This is a genomic window from Paraburkholderia eburnea, assembly GCF_002917095.1.
Lineage (GTDB): Bacteria > Pseudomonadota > Gammaproteobacteria > Burkholderiales > Burkholderiaceae > Paraburkholderia > Paraburkholderia eburnea.
The window spans coordinates 1-23013 of record NZ_PQGA01000036.1; the positions used below are offsets into that span (position 1 = coordinate 1).

A 23013-nucleotide genomic window follows, 5' to 3' on the forward strand; every position below is an offset into this window, starting at 1 on the left:
CGAACGCTGCCGTCAGGAAGTGCCGGCACTTCGCGAAGTGGATGGGCGTCAGGTATCCTGCCATCGTGCAGAGGAGGTGGGGGAATAGGGATGCCGGGTCCCCAACGTCACGCGCGCTGCTGATCGCTGGGGACACCGCGCCCGATCGTCTCAAGGCGCCTGAAGACAGTGGCCTGCGCGGGTTGCAGGCCACTGCATGAGGCCGCGTTAAAACATGCGCTGCCGCAGAAAGCGGGCATCGCGGCGGCCCGATATTTCGTCTCGCCAGCCTCCCGTGGACTCCTCAATGTCACGGCAAACCAACGTGATCCTCGCCTATTTTTGACGGACGCATACCTGCGCTGTCCGGCATTCTTACGGCACGCGCGCACATTTTGCACTATCGTCGTGATGTTCTGATCGCCTGCCTCCTGTTTGCGTGACGCGCGTGTGACGCGTGCGACGCAGCTATCCCGCAGCCGCATCGACACACCGGACATGCGGCGCCGCGAGCGCGCATGGCACGTCAGCATTGCTCAAGCACCGCTCACGAGGAGTCCCGCATGACTGAGGTCTCGAATCAGACGCCGCTTTCCGACGACGAGCTTCGCGATATGGACTGCTACTGGCAGGCCTCGAATTATCTGGCCGCCGGCATGATCTACCTGCGCGAAAATCCGCTGTTGCGCGAGCCGCTCAAACCCGAACACATCAAGAACCGTCTTCTCGGTCACTGGGGGTCGTCGCCAGGGCAGAGTTTCGTGCTCACGCATCTGAATCGAGTGATCAAGGCGCGGGACCTGAACATGATCTACCTCTCGGGTCCGGGCCACGGCGCACCTGCGTCGCTCGCGCACGCGTATCTCGAAGGCCACTACAGCGAGGTCTATCCGGACTGCGCCGAAAACGAAGACGGCATGAGGCGCTTTTTCAAGCGTTTTTCGTTTCCGGGTGGCGTGGGTTCGCACTGCACGCCGGAGACACCGGGTTCGATCCACGAAGGCGGCGAATTGGGCTATAGCCTCTCGCACGCATTTGGGGCGGCTTTCGACAATCCTGATCTGATCGTTGCGCTCACCGTCGGCGATGGCGAGGCCGAAACCGGTCCGCTCGCGACGTCGTGGCATTCGAACAAGTTTCTCAACCCCATCCGCGATGGCGTCGTGCTGCCCGTGCTGCATCTGAACGGCTACAAGATCGCCAATCCAGCCGTGCTCGCGCGCATCCCCGAGGAAGAACTAGAGATGCTGTTCAAGGGCTACGGCTGGAAGCCGTACTTCGTATCGGGCGACGATCCCGCGCTGATGCATCGGAAAATGGCGGCCGTGCTCGATCAATGTCTCGATGACATTGCCGCGATCCAGAAGCATGCGCGCGATAACGACGACCCGGCGCGTCCGCGCTGGCCCATGATCGTACTGCGCTCGCCCAAAGGCTGGACCGGCCCGAAGGAGGTGCACGGCCACAAGGTCGAAGGCACGTGGCGCGCGCATCAAGTGCCGGTGACCGACGCGGCGACCGATCGCAAGAGCCTGCAGATCGTCGAGGAATGGCTGCGCAGCTACGCGCCGCAAACGCTCTTCGACGAACAGGGCAAGCTGATCGAATCGCTGCGCGCGCTCGCGCCGCAAGGCACGCGCCGCATCAGCGCGAATCCGCACGCAAACGGGGGCGTGCTGTGCAAGGCGCTCGACATGGCCGATTTCCGCGAGTTCGCGCTGGAAGTGAAGACGCCGGCTGCAAGCTACACGTCGCCGACCGAAGTGCTAGGCCGCTTCCTGTGCGACGTGATGCGGCGGAACATGAGCAACTTCCGCGTGTTCGGCCCCGACGAAACCGCGAGCAACAAGCTCACGGCGATCTACGACGCCTCGGGCAAGACCTGGGTAGCCGATTTCGAGCCGGACGACGCCGACGGCGGTTATCTCGCCCCCGAGGGCCGCGTGATGGAAATGCTCAGCGAGCACACGCTGGAGGGCTGGCTCGAAGGTTATCTGCTGACCGGCCGTCACGGCTTTTTCGCGAGTTACGAGGCGTTCGTGCATGTGATCGATTCGATGTTCAACCAGCATGCGAAGTGGCTCGAAAAATCGAAGAAGGAACTGAGCTGGCGCCTGCCGGTGCCGTCGCTGAACCTGCTCATCACGTCGCTCGTCTGGCGTCAGGATCACAACGGCTTCACGCATCAGGACCCGGGCTTTCTCGATGTCGTGACCAACAAGAGCCCGGACGTGGTGCGCATCTATCTGCCGCCCGACGCGAACTGCCTGCTCTCCGTGGCCGATCATTGCCTGCGGTCGCGCGACTATGTGAACGTGATCGTGGCGGACAAGCAGCCGCATCTGCAGTATCTCGACATGGACCAGGCGATCGTGCATTGCACGAAGGGCATCGGCATCTGGGATTGGGCCTCGACCGATCAGGGCTGCGCGCCGGACGTCGTCATGGCCTGCGCGGGCGACATCGCGACGATGGAGGCGCTCGCCGCCACGCAGCTCCTGCGCGAGCATTTCCCGGAGTTGAAGGTGCGTTTCGTCAACGTGGTGGACGTGTACCGGCTGATGCCCAGCGACGATCATCCCCACGGGCTTTCCGATCGCGATTTCGATTCGCTTTTCACGACCGACAAGCCGGTGATCTTCAACTTCCACTCGTACGCGACGCTCGTGCACAAGCTCACGTATCGCCGCAAGAATCACGCGAATTTCCACGTGCATGGCTATCGCGAGCGCGGCAACATCAACACGCCGCTCGAACTCGCGATCATCAACGGCGTGGACCGCTTCACGCTCGCGATCGACGCAATCGACCGCGTGCCGAAGCTGCATGGCATTGGCGATCACGCGAAGGAGTGGCTGCGCGGCGAGATCATCGCGCATCAGGCCCATGCTTATCGCGAAGGCATCGACTCCGAGGAGATCCGCGACTGGACATGGTCGTCATGAGCGCGCTTGAGGCCGACGGGCATGTGCTCGTCTGGCCGATCGCCGTCGGGTTGCGCCCTCGCTTGCGCTGATCGACCAGGCCGCGTCACTACTTCGAAGAGAACGGGTCATCCGCAGTTTTGCTGAGCTCTGTCGCCCGGACGGGGAACGGAATATGCTGTCACCCTGCTATCAATCCAAAAGAAAAGGGGAGAGCATGATTCACCGTTCCACGCCGCCGGCGCGCCGTTTCTCGGTGCCGCTTGCGGCGATCTGTCTTGCAGCCGGACTTTCACTGTCGGCGACCGGCGCGCTCGCGCAATCCGAGGCCTACACCAGCGAACCCGTCGATCTCTATGCGGGCCCATCGGGCGAATACCCCGTCGTGACTGAACTCGGGCCGAACGTGCCCGTGGAGGTGATGGGCTGCGTCAGCGACTACTCGTGGTGCGACGTGGCCATGCCCGGCCTGCGCGGCTGGGTCTACGCCGCCTATCTGACGTATCCCTATCAGGGCGACTATGTGCCGCTGGCCGGCTACGGCGCGGCAATCGGCCTGCCTGTCGTGGCCTTCTCGATTGGCGCGTATTGGGGCAGTTTCTACCGCGACCGTCCATGGTATGGCCAGCGCGATCATTGGGCGCATGTGCCGTCGCCGGGCTATGGCGGCCACCCGCCCGGGCCGCCGCCAGTAGTACGCGGTGGTCCGCAGGGCGGCCCGGGCCGTCCGCCGGGGCCGCAGGGCTATGGTGCGCCGCCGCCGCAAGGCCGTCCGCCGATGAACGGCGGCGAGCGCATCGAGGCGCCGCGTCCGCCCGCGAACGTAGGCGGCCCGCCTCCGGGCGCGGTCAATCAGCCGCGTGCCCCGCAGCCGCAGCAGAGCTATATGGGCCGCCCGGAGACGCCAACCTATAACCACGCGCCGCCGCAGCAGATGCAGGGCGGCGGACGCCCCGTAGGAGCGGGCGGACCGCCGGCAGAGCATGGCCGCGAGGGTCCGCCTCAAGGCGGTCACGCGTCTGGCCAGGGTGGTGGCGGAGGTCATGACGATCGGCGTCAGCCGAACTGATTTCCCGCTGTTTCCGCGGATTACGACGGGCGCTCAGACAGAGCGCCCGTTTTTATCTTGAACAAGATAAATTCGCGGCACCTCCAACTAGTCCGGATTCCGGGGCGTCCGGGCTTGCTTTGCCGCCTCACCTCATTTCCTACATCCCACCGAACTCTCGTCTGAAGGATTTAACAATCCCTGACAGTAGATTCGGACGCAATTGGCGACAATGTCCTATCGCGGCTTCAGAAAAGCCTGAGCCGCAACATGCGGCATGCCTCTCGTGCGTGTCGCACAACCTATATCAGCTACGGGGGCTGGCGCAGTCGGGACACGGCGGCGCGCCGGTGGCGAGGCAGCCAGAGCGGGTTCGAACCCGCCGTATAACGCTGGTGAACAGCGCCTGGCAGTAGGAGTGGCGATGGCGTGGGAACGCCGGTATCGGATCGGTTGCAGTCCACAGGCGGGCGTCGGGCGGTGATGCCCGTCTGCACGCGACGCGCCGTGAAGATGGCGTCTGCGCCGATGGTCGAGTCCGGGCAAGGACCGCCGGAGACCACGCAGCGCGCAGTCCGTGCTGTCGCCACTCGTTTTTCATTCGCAAGTCCGCACAAAGGGATCCGCACGCCGGTCTTCGATGACGAAGCCGCTGGCGCCGCGATCCTGGCGCTGGGCTTGGCCGCAACACGAGGGGTGTCATGTTTTTCCGTTCCGGCAGCATCCGTTTTCCTCCCGGCTCGCGCTTGAGCGGCTCGGGCCGCAGCCGCGATCTCGATCGTATCGAACTGGATCTTGCGCGCGACCGTCACGCGCGCGCGGCCATGGAAGCCTATGCGGATTCCTGCGAGGCCGAATTGCCGTGGCTGAGCGAGGTCTTGCGCCAGTCGCGCTTCGGGCGCCCGGAGAAGCTGACGTACTGTTCCTCGACGGTGCTGCGCGCATTCGTGCTCGCGCAGTCGCGCGCCGCCGCGCAGGCCGATTACGCGCACGCCGCCTGGGAGCACGTGCGCGTGCAACTGGCCGCTGTACTCGCGGGCCTGCCTCAGGCGGGCGCGCGGACGGCACTGAGCGGGGCACCTGATACGAGCGGTATAACCGGCAGCGAAGATCTCGCCGATGGGACGCGGACCGTGCTTCGGTAACGGCTGGCGGCGCGCCGCCGGGTCTGTGCCGCCCGACGGGTGGCCGATTTCGACTACCATGAGCGAAATCCGGGTTCCGATCTCGACGGGCGACTGGCCTCCCGTTTATTTCAAGACGCAGCGAGAGTAGCGGATTGGGCGCGCGGCAGGGGCTGCGCGGTAAGAGATCGGGTATGGAGTCCGGGCGGCGGCTGCGCGCAACTGAAGGCAGCCAAGCCGGCCAGGCCCGAGAAGATGAATAACGAACTGGGTGCAGGGCACTATGAGAATCGCAGTACTCGATGACGATCCGGCGCAAACCGATTTCGTCTGTCAAACGCTGGTGGCCGCAGGCCATGTCTGTCACGCGTTCGCCAAGGGAGGCGAACTCGTCAAACAGCTCAGACGGCAGACGTTCGACCTGCTCGTGCTCGACTGGAACGTTCCCGACATGGCCGGCGACGAAGTCCTGCACTGGGTCCGCCAGAGCCTTTCCACGCGCTTGCCCGTGCTGTTCATGACGAGCCGCAGCCGTGAAGTCGATATCGCGCTGATGCTCAACAGCGGCGCCGACGACTACGTGGTCAAGCCGGTCTCCGCGCCGGTGCTGCTCGCGCGGGTCGGATCGCTGCTGCGCCGCGCCTATCAGCTGCACGCGCCGGCGCAGAAGGAAGTGTTCGGCGAGTACGAATTCGATCTGAAGTCGCGTCAGGCGTCGGTCGGCGGCAGGCTGGTCGCGCTCACGCAGAAGGAGTTCGAACTCGCGCTGCTGCTGTTCCAGCATCTGAGCCGTCCGCTGTCGCGCGCACACATTCTCGACGTGATCTGGAAGCAGTCCGACGACATCCCTTCGCGCACGATGGACACGCACGTGTCGATGCTGCGCTCGAAGCTCGGGCTGCGTCCCGAAAACGGCTATCGCCTCACGCCGATCTACGGCTACGGCTACCGTCTCGAACGTCTCGAAGGGGACGCGGCTTGAGCCGCGCCGGGGCGGCGCACCCGGCTGTGTTCGGGGCTTCCGGGACTTTCTCGCGGCCGCTGCTCGCCTGCGCGCTGGCGCTCGGCCTGCTGCCCGCCGCGTACGCGCATACCTCCCCGCACGCACCCAGACAGTCGGCCGAAACCACGATCTATGTCACGCGTTCCGGCGATTCGCTCTACGACATCGCCCAGCGCTACCTGCGCGACCCCGCCGATTGGTCCCAGCTCGCGCGCCTGAACCACGTCAGCGCGCCGCGCCGTCTCAAGCCGGGCATGGCGCTGCGCGTGCCGGTCGCGCTGCTGCGCCAGGACGGCCTGAGCGCGCGCGTGATCGCGACGTCGGGCGCCGCGAGCCATACCTTCGGCGACAGCCCGCAGCTGCCGCTGATCGTCGGCGCGAAGCTGGGCGAGGGCGAGCAGGTTCAGACCGGCGACAACGGTTTCGCCACGCTCGAACTGGCCGATGGCTCGCATCTCGTGATTCCGCCGCGCACCGCGCTCAATCTCGCCATGCTGCGTCAGACGGCGCTGACGGGCGCGACCGACCGCGTCGTCAATCTGCAGCGCGGCGAGGTCAACACCGAAGTCACGCACGCCACGAAGAAGGACGACCGCTTTCAGATCCGCTCGCCGTCGGTGGTCGCGGGCGTGCGCGGCACGAGTTTTCGCGTGAATTACGACGGCGACAAGGGCTCGACGGCGGTTGAAGTGCTCGACGGCGCGGTGGGTGTCGATGCCGCGCCGCAAGGACAGGCCGCGTCCGTTGCGCCCGCGCCCGGCACGCCGCTGGCGGCTTCGACGCAGCTTGTCGCGGCCCGCCACGGCAGCCTGACGCTCGCGGGCGGCGCGGTCGGCGCCCCGGTCGCGCTGCTCGATCCGCCCGATCTGCGCAATCCCGCGAAGATCCAGGACGACGCCGTGGTCGCCTTCGATCTCAAGCCGGCGATGGGCGCACAGGGTTACCGCGTGCAGATCGGCCGCGACGCGGGGCTGCTGGACCTGATCCGCGATTTGCGCACCGATGGTGCTCACGTCGATGTCGGCTCCCTCGATGACGGCACGTACTTCGTGCGCCTGTCGGCCATCGACGCAAACGGCCTCGAAGGCATGCCGTCCACCTACGCGTTCGAGCGCCGCCGCGTCTCGCTCAACGCCACGGCCGGCCGCGTCGACGGCTCGCGAGACTACGCGTTCCGCTGGTTCGTGGACCGCAGCGCGGGCGACACGCAGTTTCGCTTCGTGCTGGCGGCGTCGCCGGATCTGCGCACGCCGCTCGTCGACCGCACCGACATCAAGGAAGGCGAGGCCGTCGTGCGCGATCTGCCCAAGGGCGTTTACTACTGGACGGTGATCGCCGAGCAGTTCGAGGGCGGCCGCTATTACCAGAAGGCCAGCCCGATCCAGTCGTTCCGGCTCGCCTGGTGAGGCGCGCGCGCATGAGCGTGGGCGCGCAACCGGGTCTTCGTCCCGCTCTTCCTGGGCGGCCGGGTCGATTTGTCGGGCGGCGCTTTCTGTTCGAATGGGTGGGCGTGACATGCGCGGGCATCGCCATCGTCCTGCTGAGCGTGCTCACGCACTGGACGCTCAGCGCCGATTCGCTGGTCTACGACCGCTTTCTTGCCGCGCGCAAGCAGCCCGTGTCGTCCGACATCGTGGTCGTGGAGATCGACAATGCGAGCGTCGCCGCGCTGGGCCGCTGGCCCTGGCCGCGCAGCGTCCACGCACAGCTGGTGGATCGACTGGCGAAGGCGGGCGCGGCCGCCGTCGTCTACGACGTGCTCTTCACCGAGCCCTCGCCCGATGACGCGCGCTTCGGCGCCGCGCTGCACGCGCGCCCCACGTTTCTCCCCGTGCTGCTGTCGCCCGCCGACGAGTCGGCCGATGGCGCCGCCGACGGCCGCTGCGAGGTCGTGAAACCCGTCGCTCCGCTCGCGGATGCCGCCGCCGGTCTCGGCCACATCAATCTCGAAGTCGATAGCGACGGCATCGTGCGCAGCGTCGCGCTCTTCGAGGGCGATGCGCAGCAGCGCTGGCCGCAACTGATGGAACCGCTGTGGCGCGCGGTGCGCGACGGCCGGATCGCGCTGGCCGGCACCCCGTACCCGCCGACCGATGCGCTCAAGCACGCGGACGCGAAAGTCCTGCGCACGGGCAACGCCGACAGCGAGGCGCGCTTCCTGCTGCCGTTCAGCCAGACGACGCAGTCGTATCGCAAAGTCTCGTTCGCGCAGGTGCTCGAAGGCCGCGTGCCGCCCGATCTGCTGCGCGGCCGCGTGGCGCTGGTGGGCGTGACGGCCTCGGGCCTCTTTGATCGCTTCGCCACGCCGCTTTCGGGCACGCTCGGGCCGATGCCGGGCGTCGATATCCACGCGCTCGTGCTCGATACGCTGCTCGCCGGTTCGGCCATCGAACCGGCCTCGCGCCTTGCCGTCGTGCTCGCCTCGCTGCTGCCGCTCGCGCTGCTGCTGGCCGGTTTTCTCGTGTTCTCGCCCTTGCGCACGCTGTTGATGCTGCCGCTGCTCGCGCTCCTCACGCTCGCGGCCAGCGCCGGGCTGCTCTATTTCGCACGCGTCTGGCTCGCGCCGGTGCCCGCGATCCTCGCGCTCGCGCTGGTCTATCCGCTGTGGGGCTGGCGGCGTCTGGAAATGACGATGGCGTATCTGCGCAAAGAGCTGAAACAGCTCGCCGACGAACCCTATCTGCTGCCCGAGGCGCCCGCGCCCGCGCGTGAGTTCGGCGGCGACGCGCTGGCCCAGCAGATGGCGCTGATGGCGCAGGCCGCGCAGCGTCTGCAGGACATGCGGCGCTTCGTGTGGGACAGCCTCGATTCGGTGCCCGAGCCGCTGCTCGTGGCCGATCTGCAAGGCGCCGTGCTGATCGCCAATCACGCGGCGCGCGCCTGCTTTGCGAGCCTGAACGTCGCGCTCGCCGAGGGGCGGCAAATGCAGGATGTGTTCGGCGAACTTGCGCTCGTCAAGCCGATCGACCCGAACCCGGACACGCTCGCCTTCGCGCATGCGCACTGGCCAGCGCCGCTCGATCCGGCGCTCGGCGACTACGCGCAACTGATGGAGCGCGGCGTCGAAGTGCGCGCGCGCGACGGCAGCGATTACCTGCTGCGCTACGCGCGCTGCACCAACGCACAGGGGCAGGCGGTGGGCTGGATCGCGGGCCTCGTCGACGTGACGGCGCTGCACGACGCCGAACGCCAGCGCGAGGACGCGCTGCGCCTGCTCTCGCACGACATGCGCTCGCCGCAGGCGTCGATCGTCGCGCTGGTCGAGACCGAACGCGAACGCGGCACGCTGGCGGCCGGCCCGGTGCGCGAGGTGATGGACCGCATCGAACGCTACGCGCGCCGCTCGCTCACACTCGCCGACGACTTCGTGCAGCTCGCGCGCGCGGAATCGCAGGTTTACGCGCTGGAGCCGACCAGCCTCACGGAACTCGCCATCGACGCGAGCGACGAGGTCTGGCCGCAGGCCAGCGCCAAGCACATACAGGTCGAAACCGCCTTCGACGGCGAAGAGATGGGCTGGATCAACGCCGACCGTTCGCTGATGACGCGAGCGCTCGTCAACCTTCTTAACAATGCGGTGAAATACAGCCCACCAAATACCAGAATTATCTGTAGTATCGCTGTCGTGGAGGGTTCGGCCCCGCGCGTGATCTGCTCGATCCGCGACCAGGGCTACGGTATTGCGCTCGAAGATCAGGCGAGACTATTCGAGCCGTTCCGCCGCTTTCACGAAGGGCAACGGCCCGAAGTGAGCGGCGCGGGACTCGGCATGGCGTTCGTGAAGACGGTCGTGACGCGCCACGGCGGCGACGTCCACGTCGAGAGCATGCCGGACCAGGGCACGACGGTGACGATGTCGCTGCCTGCGCTGGAAGCACCGGAATGAGGGCTCACGGCCCTCGCTTGCCGTGTGCAGCGTGGGCCGCCTGATTGCCCGTGCGCTGCCAGAACCTGCTGGCAAAGATTCCGATGGAGTACGCAGTGAAGTTTCTGATGACGATCTGCGCCGTATCGCTGGCGGGCACGCTGGCTGGCTGTGCCGGCGTAAGCGCCGATGTGCAGGCGAGCGGCGGCTTTCCCACGGCGGGTACGGCTGGCACACCTGACGCCGCTGTGCCGGCATCGACCTACCGTTTCGCGCGCACCCCGGCGCAGGCCGATGCGGGCGACAACCTTCCCTACGAGGCGCTGTTGCGCGAGGGCCTGGCGCAACGCGGTTTCCGGCAAGACGCATCCGACGCCACGCGCTATCTCGTCTCCGCCGCATGGGCTTCGCGGCCCGCCGATGTCACGGTTGCCACCGGCGACTGCAAGGGCGGCTGCATTCCGGCCGAAGGGCCGTCGCTGCCGTGGTTCGGCCATCGATACGTGCACACGCTCACGCTGCGCTTCTTCATGCTGCCCGACGGTCGCGAGACCTACAAGGTGAGCGCCGAAAAGCGCGACCGCAACGCCGACGCGCAGCAGGCGCTGCCGTATCTCGTCGCCAGCGCGCTGGCGAAGATGCCTTACGCGGGCGCGCCGCAATGGCGCGTGAAGATGAAGGATGTGGCGCCTGCGGGCGCTCAGGGCGGCGCGCAGGCCGTGCCCGAGGTAACGTCGGTCACGCCGCTCGCGCAATAAGCTCGTCAGCCCTGCGGGTCCGTGGCCTCGGGCCAGCGATTCTCATAAACGCATTCGCCCAGATTCTTGCGCTCGGCCCAATGCTCCATTTCGAGCATCGGCTTCGGATAGAACTCCGCCACATGGCCGACGCACAGGATCGCCACCGGCTTGGCGCCGGGCGGCATGCCCAGCAGCGCATGCACTTCGTCGACATCGAAGATCGACACCCAGCCCATGCCCAGGCCTTCGGCGCGCGCCGCGAGCCACATGTTCTGGATCGCGCACGCGACTGACGCCAGGTCCATTTCCGGCAGCGTGCGGCGCCCGAAGATATGCGCCTCGCGGCGGTCCATCAGCGCGACGACCAGCAGTTCGCCGCATTCGCGCATGCCTTCCACCTTGAGCTTCATGAACTCGTCGCGACGCTTGCCGAGTGCGTCGGCGGTCGCGAGGCGTTCGCGCTCGACGGCCTGCTGGAGTTGTTCGCGCACGGCGGCATCGGTGATGCGCACGATGCGCCACGGCTGCATGAAGCCCACGCTCGGCGCGTGATGCGCGGCGTCGAGCAGGCGCGCGAGCACCGCCGGATCGACGGGGCCGGGCGCGAAGTGGCGCATGTCGCGCCGTTCGTAGATCGCGCGGTAAACCGCCGCGCGTTCGGCGTCGTCAAAGGGTTGTGCCATGGAAAAGGGCGGCCGCGAAGGCCGGATTGGAAGGCCAGTAGGCGTGCATATAGGTCGCGGTGATCGGCCCGTGGCGATAGAGCGCTTCGCCGTCCGCGCCGGTCTGGGCGTGGCGTGCGCGTAGCACGGGCGCGAGCGGCGTGCTCACGCGAGAGTAGTGGAACGTGTGGCCCGTGAGCGTGCCGTGCGCGCCGTCGAGGCGCTGCATACCGAGCGCCGCGAAGCGCTTTTGCATCACGGCCACGCCCGGCAACAGGCCGAGCATGGGCGTGCGCGCGCCGTCGACGGTGGTGAGCGCATCGAGCAGATACAACATGCCGCCGCATTCGGCGACGAGCGGCTTGTTGGACTCGACGTGCGCACGCAGCGACGCCGCGCTGCGCGCATTCGCGGCGAGCGTGGCGGCATGCAGCTCGGGATAGCCGCCGGGCAGATAGAGGGCGTCGGCGTTTGCGGGCGCGGCCTCGTCGGCGAGCGGCGAGAAGAAACTCACGCGCGCGCCCAGCGCTTCGAGCAGCGCGAGATTGGCCGGATAGAGGAAAGAAAAAGCGGCGTCGCGCGCGATCGCGATGTGGCGGCCTGCGAGCAGCGGCGGCATCGGGGCCGGGGTTGCGGGCGCGTCGAACGTCACGGCGGGCGGCAGTTCGGCCAGCGCCGTTTGCGCGAGCGCATCGGCGGCCCGTTCGATGCGCGCGTCGAGATCGGCGATTTCGCTTGCCTGATGCAAGCCGAGATGCCGGTCGGGCAGCGAGAACTGCGCGTCGCTTGCCACGTGGCCGAGCCAGCGGATATCGGCGGGCAAGCCTTCCTGCAACATCTGCGCGTGCCGCGCCGAGCCCACGCGATTGGCGAGCACGCCATGAAACGGCACGTCGGCGCGATAGCGCGCAAGGCCGAACGCGAGCGCGCCGAAGGTCTGCGCCATCGAATTCGCGCCGATCACGGCGGCCACCGGCACGCCGAACGCCGCGGCCAGATCGGCGCTGCTGGGCGTGCCGTCGAACAGGCCCATCACGCCTTCGATCAGGATCAGATCGGCCTCGGCGGCGGCCTGCGCGAGCAGCGCGCGGCAATCCGCCACGCCGACCATCCAGAGATCGAGCGACATGACCGGCGCGCCGCTCGCGTGCGCCAGGATCATCGGATCGAGAAAATCCGGGCCGGTCTTGAACACGCGCACGCGCCGCCCCTGGCGGCGGTGCCAACGCGCGAGCGCGGCGGTGAGCGTGGTCTTGCCCTGACCCGATGCGCTCGCGCTGATGAACAGCGCCGGGCACGCAACCTTCGCGTTCATCGCGTCAGAACTCCACGCCCTTTTGCGCTTTCACGCCTTGCTCGCGGTACGGGTGCTTCACGAGGCGCATTTCGGTGACGAGGTCGGCGGCGTCGATCATCGCGTCCGACGCGTGGCGGCCCGTGACGACGATGTGCTGCATCGGCCCGCGCGCGGTGAGCACTTCCAGCACTTCTTCGATCGGCAGGTATTCGTACTTGAGCACGGTGTTCAGCTCGTCGAGGATCACCATCGCGTATTCGCCGCTTTCGATCATGCGCTTCGCTTCGTTCCAGCCTTTGCGCGCGGTGGCGATGTCGGCGTCGCGGTTCTGCGTGTTCCAGGTGTAGCCGTCGCCCATCGTCACGAAGTCGCATTGCGCGACGCTCGCGAGGAAGTCGCGCTCGGACGTATGCAGCGCGCCCTTGATGAACTGCACGACACCGAGCTTCATGCCGTGGCCGAGCACGCGCACGGCCATGCCGAACGCGGCCGTGCTCTTGCCCTTGCCGTTGCCGGTGTTGACGATCAGGAGGCCTTTTTCCTGCGTCGCGGCGGCCTGCTTTTTCTCGTGGCCTTCGCGGCGGCGTTGGGTCATGCGCTGGTGCGATTCGAGGTCGGTTTTCATCGTCGCGGATCAGTCCTGTGGTTTCGGAGTTACGGGTTGGCGGCGGCGAACGCGGCGAGCGCCACCGTCACGCCGTCGAGCGCGAGCTTGGCGCGCACGAGCGGGCCGCCAACGGCTGCCAGGTGCGCACACGGTTCGCATACGCCCGCCACGCCGAAACGCGCCTGCGCGGCGGCGCCTGGCGCTGAATGCAGGGCATGCGCTTCGACGTTCGCCACCTGCTCGCGCGTGAAGGTTCGCAGCGGCAGCGCATGCGCGGCGCAGAACGCGAGCAGGGCGGGTTCGGCGGCTTTCGCGTCGAGCGTGGCCACGACCTTGACCTGCGCGAGCGTCCATTCGTCACGATCGCCACGATCGCCGAGCTGCGCCCGCACCGCCGCCTCGATCTGCGCGAGCGTCACGCCGCTGCGGCAGCCGATGCCGAGCGCGAGTGCCGACGAAAGTACCGACGCAAGCGGGAACGCATTGTCCGCCGTGGCGGGGGCATCGGGCAAGGGAGCGGCGGGTTGGGAGTGATTCACGTGGGTGCGGCCTGTGGCGAGTGACGAGAAGCCTGCCGGCGCGCAGATGAAGCTACGCCGTTGCTGTCATTTACCGCCTAGAATGCGCGCTACGATAGCACACGCATCGCGGCTCCAGCGGCGGCCTCCGCGTGTGCGGGTGGCGCGTGCGCGTGTTGACGCATGGGTGGCCCGCGCCTACACTCGCACGCACTCTGGTGCTCGCGTGCGCGATCGTTCTGCACGCGGTTAAACGGGAATCAGGGAGCGAACGCGTGCGACGCGATGAGCTTGGCCTGAACTGCACCCGCAACGGTACAACGAACGCATCGGCCGCAAGACCGATGCAAGCCGCTTCAAGGCATGCGACGCATGCCGGGCGCCACTGCGCATTTGGGCTGTAAGGCCCGGCGTGGGAAGGCGAAGCGGTTTTTCGTCAGTCCGGATACCGGCCAGATACGCGGGACGCGCGCTGCGGGGATGCGGCGCACCGTCCATGATTTCCATGCGTCAGCCGGGCTGGGCCCGCGACGCGCCTTTGCCTCATACCGTGCTGTGTCGCTTCGTGCTTGCCTGATGGCAGGCCGGACGCCGCATTGGCAACGAGCCGGCGAAGCCGCGCGAACCCGCTCCGGCGCGGCGCATTCCACCTGCGGCCAAAGCGCCGAAGGAGCACCTCATGCAAATGCGCAAGATCCCCGTCACCATCGTCACGGGCTTTCTCGGCAGCGGTAAGACCACACTGCTGCGTCACATTCTCCAGCACGCCGGCGGCCTGCGCGTCGCGGTCATCGTCAACGAATTCGGCGAACTCGGCATCGATGGCGAAATCCTGCGCGGCTGCGGCATCGGCTGCGACGAGAACGGCAATGAAACGCAAGGCCAGCTCTACGAACTGGCCAACGGCTGCCTGTGCTGCACGGTGCAGGAAGAATTCTTCCCGGTGATGGAGCAACTGCTCGAACGCCGTGGCGATATCGACCACGTGCTGATCGAGACATCGGGCCTCGCGCTGCCCAAGCCGCTCGTGCAGGCCTTCAACTGGCCGTCGATCCGCAACGCGTTCACCGTCGATGCGGTCGTGACCGTGGTTGACGGTCCCGCCGCCGCGAGCGGCCAGTTCGCGGCCAACCCGCAGGCCGTGGACGCGCAACGCCGTGCCGATCCGAATCTCGATCACGAATCGCCGCTGCACGAACTGTTCGAAGATCAACTGTCTGCCGCCGATCTCGTGATCCTCAACAAGACCGATCTGATCGACGCGGCGGGCCAGGAAGCGCTGATCGCCGAACTGCGCGAGGAACTGCCGCCGCAGGTGAAGATCGTGCGCGCGCAACACGGCCAGCTCGACCTGCATACGCTGCTCGGCCTCGAAGCGGCGTCGGAAGAGAGCATCCATCTGCGTCACGACCACCACGGTTCCGCCGACGACGCCGACCATCATCACGACGAGTTCGATTCGGTCGTGGTCGAGGCTCGCGTGGCGTCGCGCGAAGGCGCGATCGAAGCGCTGCAAAAGCTCGTCGATAACCACACGATTTACCGCGTGAAGGGTTTCGCCGCGCTGCCGGGGGCGCCGATGCGCCTCGTGATCCAGGGCGTGGGCCGCCGCTTCGACAGCTATTTCGACCGCCGCTGGAACGCGCAGGAAAGCGCGGCGCAGCAGGAGGGTTCGCTGTCGAGCCGCTTCGTGCTGATCGGCGAGGATCTGGACGCGGCCACGCTGCAAGGCGCGTTCGACGCCGCGCTGGCGGTGGCGCAAACAGCGGCGCAATAAGCGCTGCGCACTTCTTCAAGCTTGCACTGACGGGACCGCCATGCATCTTTTGCGCACCACGCCGGGCGGTTTCGTCGATGACGCGCAGGGCGTCATCCGCATCGACCAGCAGCCCGCCGACATCGTCGTGCTGAGTTCCGCCGATACGACGCTTGCCCTGCTCGCAAGCGTCGTCGCGCGTCTGCCCGACGGGTTCCCGAGCGTGCGGCTCGCCAACGTGACGTATCTGCGCCAGCCTGCCTCGGTGGACTTTTACGTCGATGACGTTTTGCAGCACGCGAAGGCAGTCGTGGTGGACCATCTGGGCGGCGAAACCTACTGGCCTTACGGCATCGAACAGGTCACGACGCTGGCGGAACAACGCGGGCAGTTGCTCGCGATGTTCTCGGGCGACCTGCAGGAAGACCCCAATCTGATCGCGAAGAGCCGCGCGGAACCCGAGTTTTGCCGCCTGCTCTGGCGTTATCTGCGCGAAGGCGGCGCGGCCAACGCCGAAGGTTTTCTGCGCGCGCTCGCGTGGCGGGCATTCGGCTTCGGCGCGGAACCCGCGCCGCCGGTCGTGCTGCCCGCCGCGTCGCTCTATCATCCGGCGCGCGACGTGGCGACCGCCGAGGACTGGCGCGCGCACTGGCAACCCGGCGCGCCGGTCGTCGCGATCCTGTTTTACAAGGCGCATCTGCAGGCCGCCAACACGGCCGCCTTCGATGCGCTCATCGACGCGCTGCTTGAGCGCGGCCTGAATCCGCTGCCGCTTGCGATCACCTCGCTCAAGGACGCGATCAGCCGCGACGTGCTCGACCGTCTCGCCGCCCAGCACGACATCGCGCTCGTGCTCAACACCACGGCGTTCGCGGCCTCGTCGCTCGACGATCCGGAACCGCTCGCACTCGCGGGCGATGCGCCCGTGTTGCAGGTGATCCTGAGCGGCGGCAACCGCGACGACTGGGTCAAGGACAACCACGGCCTCAATTCGCGCGACATCGCCATGCATATCGCGCTGCCCGAAGTCGATGGCCGCGTCATCACGCGCGCGATCAGCTTCAAGGGCCTGGCGTATCACTGCAAGGCCACCCAGGTCGATGTCGTGCGCTATCAGCCCGATGCCGAACGCGTGGCCTTCGTGGCCGAACTCGCGCGGCGCTGGTGCCGCCTGCGCACGCTGCCGAACGCGGAGAAAAAACTCGCGCTGGTGCTCGCCAACTATCCGATGAGCGAAGGGCGCATCGGCAATGGCGTGGGGCTGGATACGCCCGCGTCGGTGGTGAACATTCTGCGTATGCTGCGCGACGAAGGCTATCGCGTGGGCGATCTGCCCGAGGACGGCGAAGCGCTCATGCGCACGCTCACGCAGGGCGTGACCAACGATCCGGACACGCGCGCGCTGCGGCCCGCGTGGCAAAGCCTGTCCATCGACGATTATCGCGCGCGCTTCGCGCAACTGCCGGCGCAGGCGCAGAACGCGCTGATTGCACGCTGGGGCACGCCCGAGCAGGACCCGAGCGTGCGCCGCGGCCGCTTCATGATCGCGGGCTGGCGCTGCGGCCAGGTGTTCATCGGCATCCAGCCGTCGCGCTCGCGCGGCGACGACAGCTACGCGAACTATCACGACGCCGATCTCGTGCCGCCGCACGCGTATCTGGCGTTCTACTTCTGGCTGCGCGAGCAATTCGGTATCGACGCGATCGCGCACGTCGGCAAGCACGGCAATCTCGAATGGCTGCCGGGCAAGAGCGTGGCGCTGGCCGACACCTGCTGGCCCGACATGGCGCTCGGGCCGCTGCCGCATCTGTATCCGTTCATCGTCAACGATCCCGGCGAGGGCAGCCAGGCCAAGCGCCGCGCCCAGGCCGTGATCGTCGATCATCTGATGCCGCCGCTCACGCGCGCGGAAAACTACGGCCCGCTGCAAGACCTCGAACGCCAGGTCGATGAGTATTACGAAGCATTGATGGTGGATCCGCGCCGCGCGAAGCTGCTGCGCAAGACCATCCTCGAAACGATCATCGAGCACAAGCTGCATGAGGAGTTGAGCGTCGCCGCGCCGCGCGACCAGCAGGGAGAGGACGAGCTGCTCACGCGCGCCGATGCTTACCTGTGCGAACTCAAGGAAGCGCAGATCCGCGACGGCCTGCATACCTTCGGCGAATCGCCGCAAGGCGCGCAGCGGCGCGACACGCTGCTGGCGCTCGGGCGTTATCCGTGCGGCGACGGGCAGGGCGCGAACGCGGGTCTGATCGACGCTTTGGCGCGCGACTTCGGCATCGATCATCTGCTCGATGCGGCCAGCGTCGATTGGGCCGCGCCGTGGAGCGGCGCTCGTCCCGACCTGCTCGTGCAGGCCATCGACGCGCCCTGGCGTCATGCGGGCGATACGCGCGAGCGCCTGGAAGCGCTGGCGGGCGCGCTGCTCGCGCGCGCCTGTGAAGTCGCGGATGGCCTCGATGAGATCGTGCAAACGCTGCCGCACGCCGCGCGCGTGATCGCGCGTTTGCGCGACGACGTGCTGCCGCGGCTGGACGCATGCGGCCACGAAGAATTGCGTCAACTGCGACGCGGCTTCGAAGGCCGCTTCGTGCCGCCAGGCCCGAGCGGTTCGCCTTCGCGCGGCCGTCCCGATGTGCTGCCCACGGGGCGCAACTTCTACTCGGTCGATACGCGCGCCGTGCCGACGCAGGCCGCGTGGTCGCTCGGCCTGAAATCGGCGCAGCAGCTTATCGAGCGGCATTTGCAGGAGCATGGCGATTATCCGCGCGCCATTGGCCTGTCGGTGTGGGGCACCGCCACGATGCGCACGGGTGGCGACGATATCGCACAAGCGCTCGCGCTGATCGGCGCGCGGCCCAAGTGGGCGGCAGGCAGCCAGCGCGTGATCGACTTCGAGATCATGCCGGTTGAAGCGCTCGACCGCCCGCGCATCGACGTGACGTTGCGCGTGTCGGGCTTCTTTCGCGACGCGTTCCCGAACGTGATGCATCTGTTCGACGCCGCCGTGCAGGCCGTGGCCGAACTCGACGAGCCCGAGCATCTCAACCCGCTGCGTGCGCGCATCCAGCGCGAACGCAATGCCTTGATCGCCGATGGCATGGATGCGGGCGAAGCACGCCGCCGCGCGGGCTGGCGCGTGTTCAGCGCGCGGCCCGGCGCGTATGGCGCGGGCCTGCAATCGATGATCGATCACCGGCAATGGCAAAGCGACGCCGATCTCGCGCTCGCGTACCAGGCGTGGGGCGGCTATGCGTATGCACAGAAGACGGGCGGGGACGAGGCGCGCGACGCGTTCCGCAAGCGTCTTGCATCCATCGACGTGATCCTGCAGAACCAGGACAATCGCGAACACGACCTGCTCGATTCGAACGACTACTACCAGTTCCAGGGCGGCATGGCGGCGGCGGCGCGGCACTTCTCGCAGGCGCAGCCCACGCTTTATCACGCCGATCACAGCAACCCGGCCGCGCCGCGCATCAGGCCGCTGCACGAAGAGATCGCGCGCGTGATCCGCTCGCGCGTGGTGAACCCGAAGTGGATCGACGGCGTGAAGCGCCACGGCTACAAGGGCGCGGCGGAAATGGCGGCGACCGTCGATTATCTGTTCGGTTACGATGCGACGGCGCGCGTGGTGGGCGATCATCAATACGCGCTGGTCGCCGCCGCCTACGTGCACGACGACGACACGCGCGCCTTCATGCAGCGCCACAACCCGCACGCCTTGCACGCGATCTGCGAACGCTTGATCGAGGCGATGCAGCGCGGCTTGTGGCAGGAACCGGGCGAACATCGCGAGAAGATCGAACAGCGCCTGCTCGAAGCCGGTGAGCGGGTCGAAGGCCATTAAAGAAGGATCATGAACATGAACGTCGCGGCGACGCGTCCCGCTTTTCCCTTCACCGCGCTGGTCGGTCAGGCGCCGTTGCAGCGGGCGTTGCTGCTCGCGGCCATCGACCCTGCGATTGGCGGCGTGCTCGTGAGCGGGCCGCGCGGCACCGCGAAATCGACGGCGGCGCGTGCGCTGGCCGCGCTGCTGCCCGATGGCGCGTTCGTCACGCTGCCGCTCGGTGCGAGCGAGGAGAAACTGATCGGCACGCTCGATCTCGAAGCCGCCTTGCGCGAGAGCGCGGTGCGTTTCGCGCCGGGCCTGCTCGCGCGCGCGCACGAAGGCGTACTTTACGTCGATGAGGTGAACCTGCTGCCCGATGCGCTCGTCGATGCGCTGCTCGACGTGGCAGCGAGCGGCGTGAACACCGTCGAGCGCGATGGCGTTTCGCACACGCACGAAGCGCGTTTCGTGCTGGTCGGCACGATGAACCCGGAAGAGGGCGAGTTGCGTCCGCAACTATTGGACCGCTTCGGGCTGATGGTCGAACTCGACAATCGCTACGACACGGCCGAGCGTCAGCGCATCGTCAAGGCGCGGCTCGCGTTCGATGCGAATCCACAGGCGTTTTGCGTAGCGCACGAGGCGGCGCAGCACGAACTGGCCGCGCGGATTGCGGCAGCGCGCACGGCGCTCGAATCGCTCGCATGGAGTGACGCCGTGCACGAACGCGCCGCGCAATTGTGCGTGGAAGCCGCCGTGGACGGTATGCGCGCCGATCTCGTGATGCTGCGTGCGGCGCGTGCGCTGGCCGCGTTAGACGGCGCTGCGCGGATCGCGCCCGGGCACGTCGATCAGGTCGCCGATGTGGTGCTCGCGCATCGTCGGCGTGCTTTGCCGGATCGGTCGTCGGCTGGCCGTGACCACGCGCCGCCACCGCCTTCACAGCAACGGCATGGCGAGACCCAGGAAGAAAACCAGCAGTCCGAATCAAATTCTGATTGGGGTGAACTTCCGCCCGAGCCTGTCGCCGCGAAAGCGGTCAAGGGCGTGATCCCGCTGCCCGCAAAAAAACGCTGACCCGTCGGGCAAGGGCCGCCGCCCAGGCACAGGGCGGTGCACGACGGCGTGAAGGTCCGGGGCTGACGCGAGCGCGCATCGCGCGCGACGCCGCGCCGGGGACGCGACTGGCGTGGCCCACCACGCTCGCCGCCAAACGCGGCACGGCGCTGAAGGCCGAACATCTGCGCTACGCGCAACGCAAGACCGGAACGGGCGCGCTGCATTGCTTCGTGCTCGACTGTTCGGCGTCGATGCTGGCGCACGGCCAGCTTGCGCTGGCCAAGGGGCTGCTGATCGCCTTATTCGATCGCGCGTGCGCCGAGCGCGTGGAAGTGGCGCTGATCTGCTTTGGCGGCGCGCATGCCGAACTGCGTTTCGGGCCTGCCGTGCCGCGCTGGTGGAACGAGCGCTGGCTCGCGCCCATCGGCGGGGGCGGCGGCACGCCGCTTGAAGCGGGCATCGCGCGCGCCGCGCAACTGCTCGACGCCGCGGGCCGCCGCGACCCGGCGCGCGAGCGTCACCTCTGGCTCTTCAGCGACGGCCGCACGACGCAATGGCCCGCGCGCCCGCGCGAGGCGGATCACATCACCGTGGTCGATTGCGAGGCCGCGACCGTGCGCCTCGGGCGCTGCCAGGCGCTGGCGCAGGCATGGCAAGGCGAGTGCATCGATGCGGACGCGCTGCTTGCGCCGTCGCTTTCGTCGCGCTCGTTGCTTTAGCCTTTAGCGCGCGGGACTGGTCCAGTACAGCACGTCGTCCTGACGGTCGAACACGTAGACCTTCATCGCCATCTGATCGGCTGGCAAGAGGCTGTCGAGTTCGAGGCCGAGCGTGAACAGCGGCTCGGGTCCGTCTTCCTGTTGCACGTTGCGCACGATAGCGCTCGTTTCGATGGTCGAGTCCAGCTCGCCCGAGCGCAGCCGGAAAGCCACGCGCAACCGCTCGCCGACTTTGGCGAGCGCCCACGGCGCGGCAATCGAAAGTCCAAGCGCGCTGACGCCGCGCGCGAGTGCGACGCCCTGATAACCCTCGATTCCCTCGCCGATGCCGTAGCGCACCGGAAACCGCGCGCGCACGCGGATCGACTTGCGCTCGCGCAGCATACGGATATTGGCGGGCTTCGAGAGCACGAGATAGCCGGGCGGCGCCTGATGTATCGCCTGGATCGTGCAGACGAAGCGATAGACGGCGTGACTCGCGATCGCGACGATTTCGACGTTCTCGCCGGGCGTGATCTCGATCGGTCGCCGGTTCACATAGGGCAGCGTGACGAAGATCACTTCATTGGGCGCGACGCCGATCAGTTTGCACGGATGCATGGGCGCGCCGCTCGCGCCTTGCTGCGGGCGTAGGCCCATGAGCGCGCCGATTGTCAGGTGCAGATCGCGAACGGTCAGTTCTGCGCCGGGCTGCTGGGGTTTCGTCGCGAGGACGCTGGCAGGCGGTTCGCGGTCGCCGCGCTGCGGGGCGAAGTGGCGAAACAGAAAGTCGCGTTCCATTTCACCGACGAGTGTGGCGCCGATGTCGAGGAGCAGCGCGCCGTCGGCGTCGACGAGTGGCCAGTCGAGCGGTTGGCCTAGTGCGACGTCGGCGGGCGTGAGTACGGCAAATTCCGGGGCGGTTACTTGGGGCGCTTCCTGAGTGGCTTCGGTGTTATCGGTCATCGGCGCGCGTCCTGCAGTGAGGAGATCACTGTGTTTACGGCGCGATGGGACGAAGTTTTAGGGTGGGATTGCCGATGGTTATGCGATGCGCATGGATGTGGCGATCCAGGCGACTCGGCTCATCTATCGAATTCGTCTGATTCGGGTCAAGGAATGACTCGCCTATCCTGACATCTGTTCAGCCAACTTCGACGCAGAGAGCCATGAGCCCGTTTTCCCTTATTGATGCTTCACGCCTTCACGCCCGTGGATCGAGCGTTGCAGATCACGATGCGAAGGCCATCGAAACGCGCGCAATGCTGCTGGGCGCTCCCGGCGAAGGTAAGCGAAAAGGTAACCGCTTTGCGTCTGGTGGCGCGATTTTCGTGGGCATCCTTATGTCGTTTGGAGTACGAGCGAGCAGGCAGGCGGAGTTTGGTGGCCAGGATTGAAACTGTTTTGTGTGAAGAAGTCGTCGTACCGGTGGACCCCGATAGTCTGCTCGCGCGGCACTTCAATTGAATTTGAATGAGTGTGAATATGGTTATTTCATTTCAGACCTGGATTCGAACCCAAACCGAACGCGATGACCCGGTGGGGCGTCTGGCGCGCGATGTAAGTGTCGATGACCGGGCGCCAGAAGGAATATGGAAAGCAAACTGGCTCGATTATCTGATGCTTCGGAATGCAAGTCTTGTTGCGATGGCGGCGTTTGAAGAGGCTTGGCGGGAATATCGTGTCCTGTTTCTGGATAAATATCGGTAATTGTGGGTCTCATAATCGGGTTGGCATTTCCTTGTTTTCTTGTCGGTATGCCAGCGTTGCCCCTGTGCGGGGCGGCACCTACTTTTCTTTGCAGCGGTGTACAGACTGGAGACATGGTTGACACATGTACGAGGACATGGTTGACACATGATGCTCAGGTTTTTACGGTCTTCAGGTCAAGTTCTGTG

Annotated in this window: 18 protein-coding genes and 1 riboswitch; of the genes, 13 read left to right on the plus strand and 5 right to left on the minus strand. The window is 66.8% G+C overall.

What is annotated here, in order from left to right:
* The first annotated feature begins 542 nt into the window (after nucleotides 1-542).
* The 7 genes from B0G62_RS30340 (at nucleotide 543) to B0G62_RS30370 (ending at nucleotide 10701) form a co-directional block, all read left to right on the plus strand.
* Nucleotides 543-2924, plus strand: a complete 2382-nt coding sequence (locus B0G62_RS30340; protein ID WP_103707866.1) for a phosphoketolase family protein — start codon at nucleotides 543-545, stop codon at nucleotides 2922-2924.
* Between the two features lie 196 nt (nucleotides 2925-3120).
* The gene (locus tag B0G62_RS30345) at nucleotides 3121-3972 is read left to right on the plus strand and encodes an SH3 domain-containing protein (RefSeq protein ID WP_103707867.1); all 852 of its coding nucleotides are present in this window, start codon (nucleotides 3121-3123) and stop codon (nucleotides 3970-3972) included.
* Nucleotides 3973-4652: 680 nt separating this feature from the next.
* Nucleotides 4653-5096 (plus strand): hypothetical protein, encoded by a 444-nt coding sequence (locus B0G62_RS30350; RefSeq protein WP_181315670.1) that lies wholly within the window; start codon nucleotides 4653-4655, stop codon nucleotides 5094-5096.
* A 262-nt stretch (nucleotides 5097-5358) separates the two neighbouring features.
* Complete coding sequence (locus B0G62_RS30355) at nucleotides 5359-6057, plus strand: response regulator transcription factor (protein WP_103707868.1); 699 nt, start codon at nucleotides 5359-5361, stop codon at nucleotides 6055-6057.
* Nucleotides 6054-7484 carry a FecR family protein gene (locus B0G62_RS30360; protein WP_103707869.1) on the plus strand — a complete coding sequence of 477 codons (1431 nt, stop codon included), beginning with the start codon at nucleotides 6054-6056 and terminating at the stop codon, nucleotides 7482-7484. The genes B0G62_RS30355 and B0G62_RS30360 overlap by 4 nt, the downstream gene beginning before the upstream one ends.
* Nucleotides 7485-7495: 11 nt before the next feature.
* Entirely contained in the window at nucleotides 7496-9964 is a 2469-nt protein-coding gene (locus B0G62_RS30365) for a CHASE2 domain-containing protein (protein WP_103707870.1), read from the plus strand.
* Nucleotides 9965-10059: 95 nt separating this feature from the next.
* On the plus strand, nucleotides 10060-10701 hold the full coding sequence (locus B0G62_RS30370) for a DUF4136 domain-containing protein (RefSeq protein ID WP_167401371.1): 642 nt from the start codon (nucleotides 10060-10062) through the stop codon (nucleotides 10699-10701).
* Between the two features lie 5 nt (nucleotides 10702-10706).
* On the opposite strand, the gene bluB is transcribed toward B0G62_RS30370, so the two are convergent.
* From bluB to B0G62_RS30390, 4 genes are read right to left on the minus strand one after another with little or no spacing between them, the layout of a single operon-like run.
* Nucleotides 10707-11366 (minus strand): 5,6-dimethylbenzimidazole synthase, encoded by a 660-nt coding sequence (gene bluB, locus B0G62_RS30375; protein ID WP_103707872.1) that lies wholly within the window; start codon nucleotides 11364-11366, stop codon nucleotides 10707-10709.
* Nucleotides 11350-12660 (minus strand): cobyrinic acid a,c-diamide synthase CobB, encoded by a 1311-nt coding sequence (locus B0G62_RS30380; protein WP_103707873.1) that lies wholly within the window; start codon nucleotides 12658-12660, stop codon nucleotides 11350-11352. Before B0G62_RS30380 ends, bluB begins: the two co-directional genes overlap by 17 nt.
* A 4-nt stretch (nucleotides 12661-12664) precedes the next feature.
* Nucleotides 12665-13267: a cob(I)yrinic acid a,c-diamide adenosyltransferase gene (cobO, locus tag B0G62_RS30385; protein ID WP_103707874.1), complete on the minus strand. Its 603-nt coding sequence runs from the start codon at nucleotides 13265-13267 to the stop codon at nucleotides 12665-12667.
* Nucleotides 13268-13296: 29 nt separating this feature from the next.
* On the minus strand, nucleotides 13297-13686 hold the full coding sequence (locus B0G62_RS30390) for a cobalamin biosynthesis protein (protein WP_244193444.1): 390 nt from the start codon (nucleotides 13684-13686) through the stop codon (nucleotides 13297-13299).
* A 280-nt stretch (nucleotides 13687-13966) separates the two neighbouring features.
* Nucleotides 13967-14238, plus strand: a riboswitch (cobalamin riboswitch).
* Nucleotides 14239-14452: 214 nt separating this feature from the next.
* Between B0G62_RS30390 and cobW the strand changes: the two genes are divergently transcribed.
* The 4 genes from cobW (at nucleotide 14453) to B0G62_RS30410 (ending at nucleotide 21136) form a co-directional block, all read left to right on the plus strand.
* Nucleotides 14453-15544, plus strand: coding sequence for a cobalamin biosynthesis protein CobW (cobW, locus tag B0G62_RS30395; protein WP_279629779.1), 1092 nt, complete (start codon nucleotides 14453-14455; stop codon nucleotides 15542-15544).
* Nucleotides 15545-15584: 40 nt separating this feature from the next.
* On the plus strand, nucleotides 15585-19376 hold the full coding sequence (gene cobN, locus B0G62_RS30400) for a cobaltochelatase subunit CobN (RefSeq protein ID WP_103707877.1): 3792 nt from the start codon (nucleotides 15585-15587) through the stop codon (nucleotides 19374-19376).
* Nucleotides 19377-19391: 15 nt separating this feature from the next.
* On the plus strand, nucleotides 19392-20435 hold the full coding sequence (locus B0G62_RS30405; protein ID WP_103707878.1) for a magnesium chelatase ATPase subunit I: 1044 nt from the start codon (nucleotides 19392-19394) through the stop codon (nucleotides 20433-20435).
* Nucleotides 20436-20512: 77 nt separating this feature from the next.
* Entirely contained in the window at nucleotides 20513-21136 is a 624-nt protein-coding gene (locus B0G62_RS30410) for a vWA domain-containing protein (protein WP_146055389.1), read from the plus strand.
* Between the two features lie 3 nt (nucleotides 21137-21139).
* On the opposite strand, the gene B0G62_RS30415 is transcribed toward B0G62_RS30410, so the two are convergent.
* The gene (locus tag B0G62_RS30415; RefSeq protein ID WP_103707880.1) at nucleotides 21140-22081 is read right to left on the minus strand and encodes a flagellar brake protein; all 942 of its coding nucleotides are present in this window, start codon (nucleotides 22079-22081) and stop codon (nucleotides 21140-21142) included.
* Nucleotides 22082-22284: 203 nt separating this feature from the next.
* Between B0G62_RS30415 and B0G62_RS31505 the strand changes: the two genes are divergently transcribed.
* Together B0G62_RS31505 and B0G62_RS30420 are read left to right on the plus strand one after the other, a co-directional pair.
* The gene (locus B0G62_RS31505) at nucleotides 22285-22512 is read left to right on the plus strand and encodes a hypothetical protein (protein ID WP_146055390.1); all 228 of its coding nucleotides are present in this window, start codon (nucleotides 22285-22287) and stop codon (nucleotides 22510-22512) included.
* Between the two features lie 76 nt (nucleotides 22513-22588).
* Nucleotides 22589-22825 carry a YozE family protein gene (locus tag B0G62_RS30420; RefSeq protein ID WP_103707881.1) on the plus strand — a complete coding sequence of 79 codons (237 nt, stop codon included), beginning with the start codon at nucleotides 22589-22591 and terminating at the stop codon, nucleotides 22823-22825.
* The last annotated feature ends 188 nt before the right edge of the window (nucleotides 22826-23013 follow it).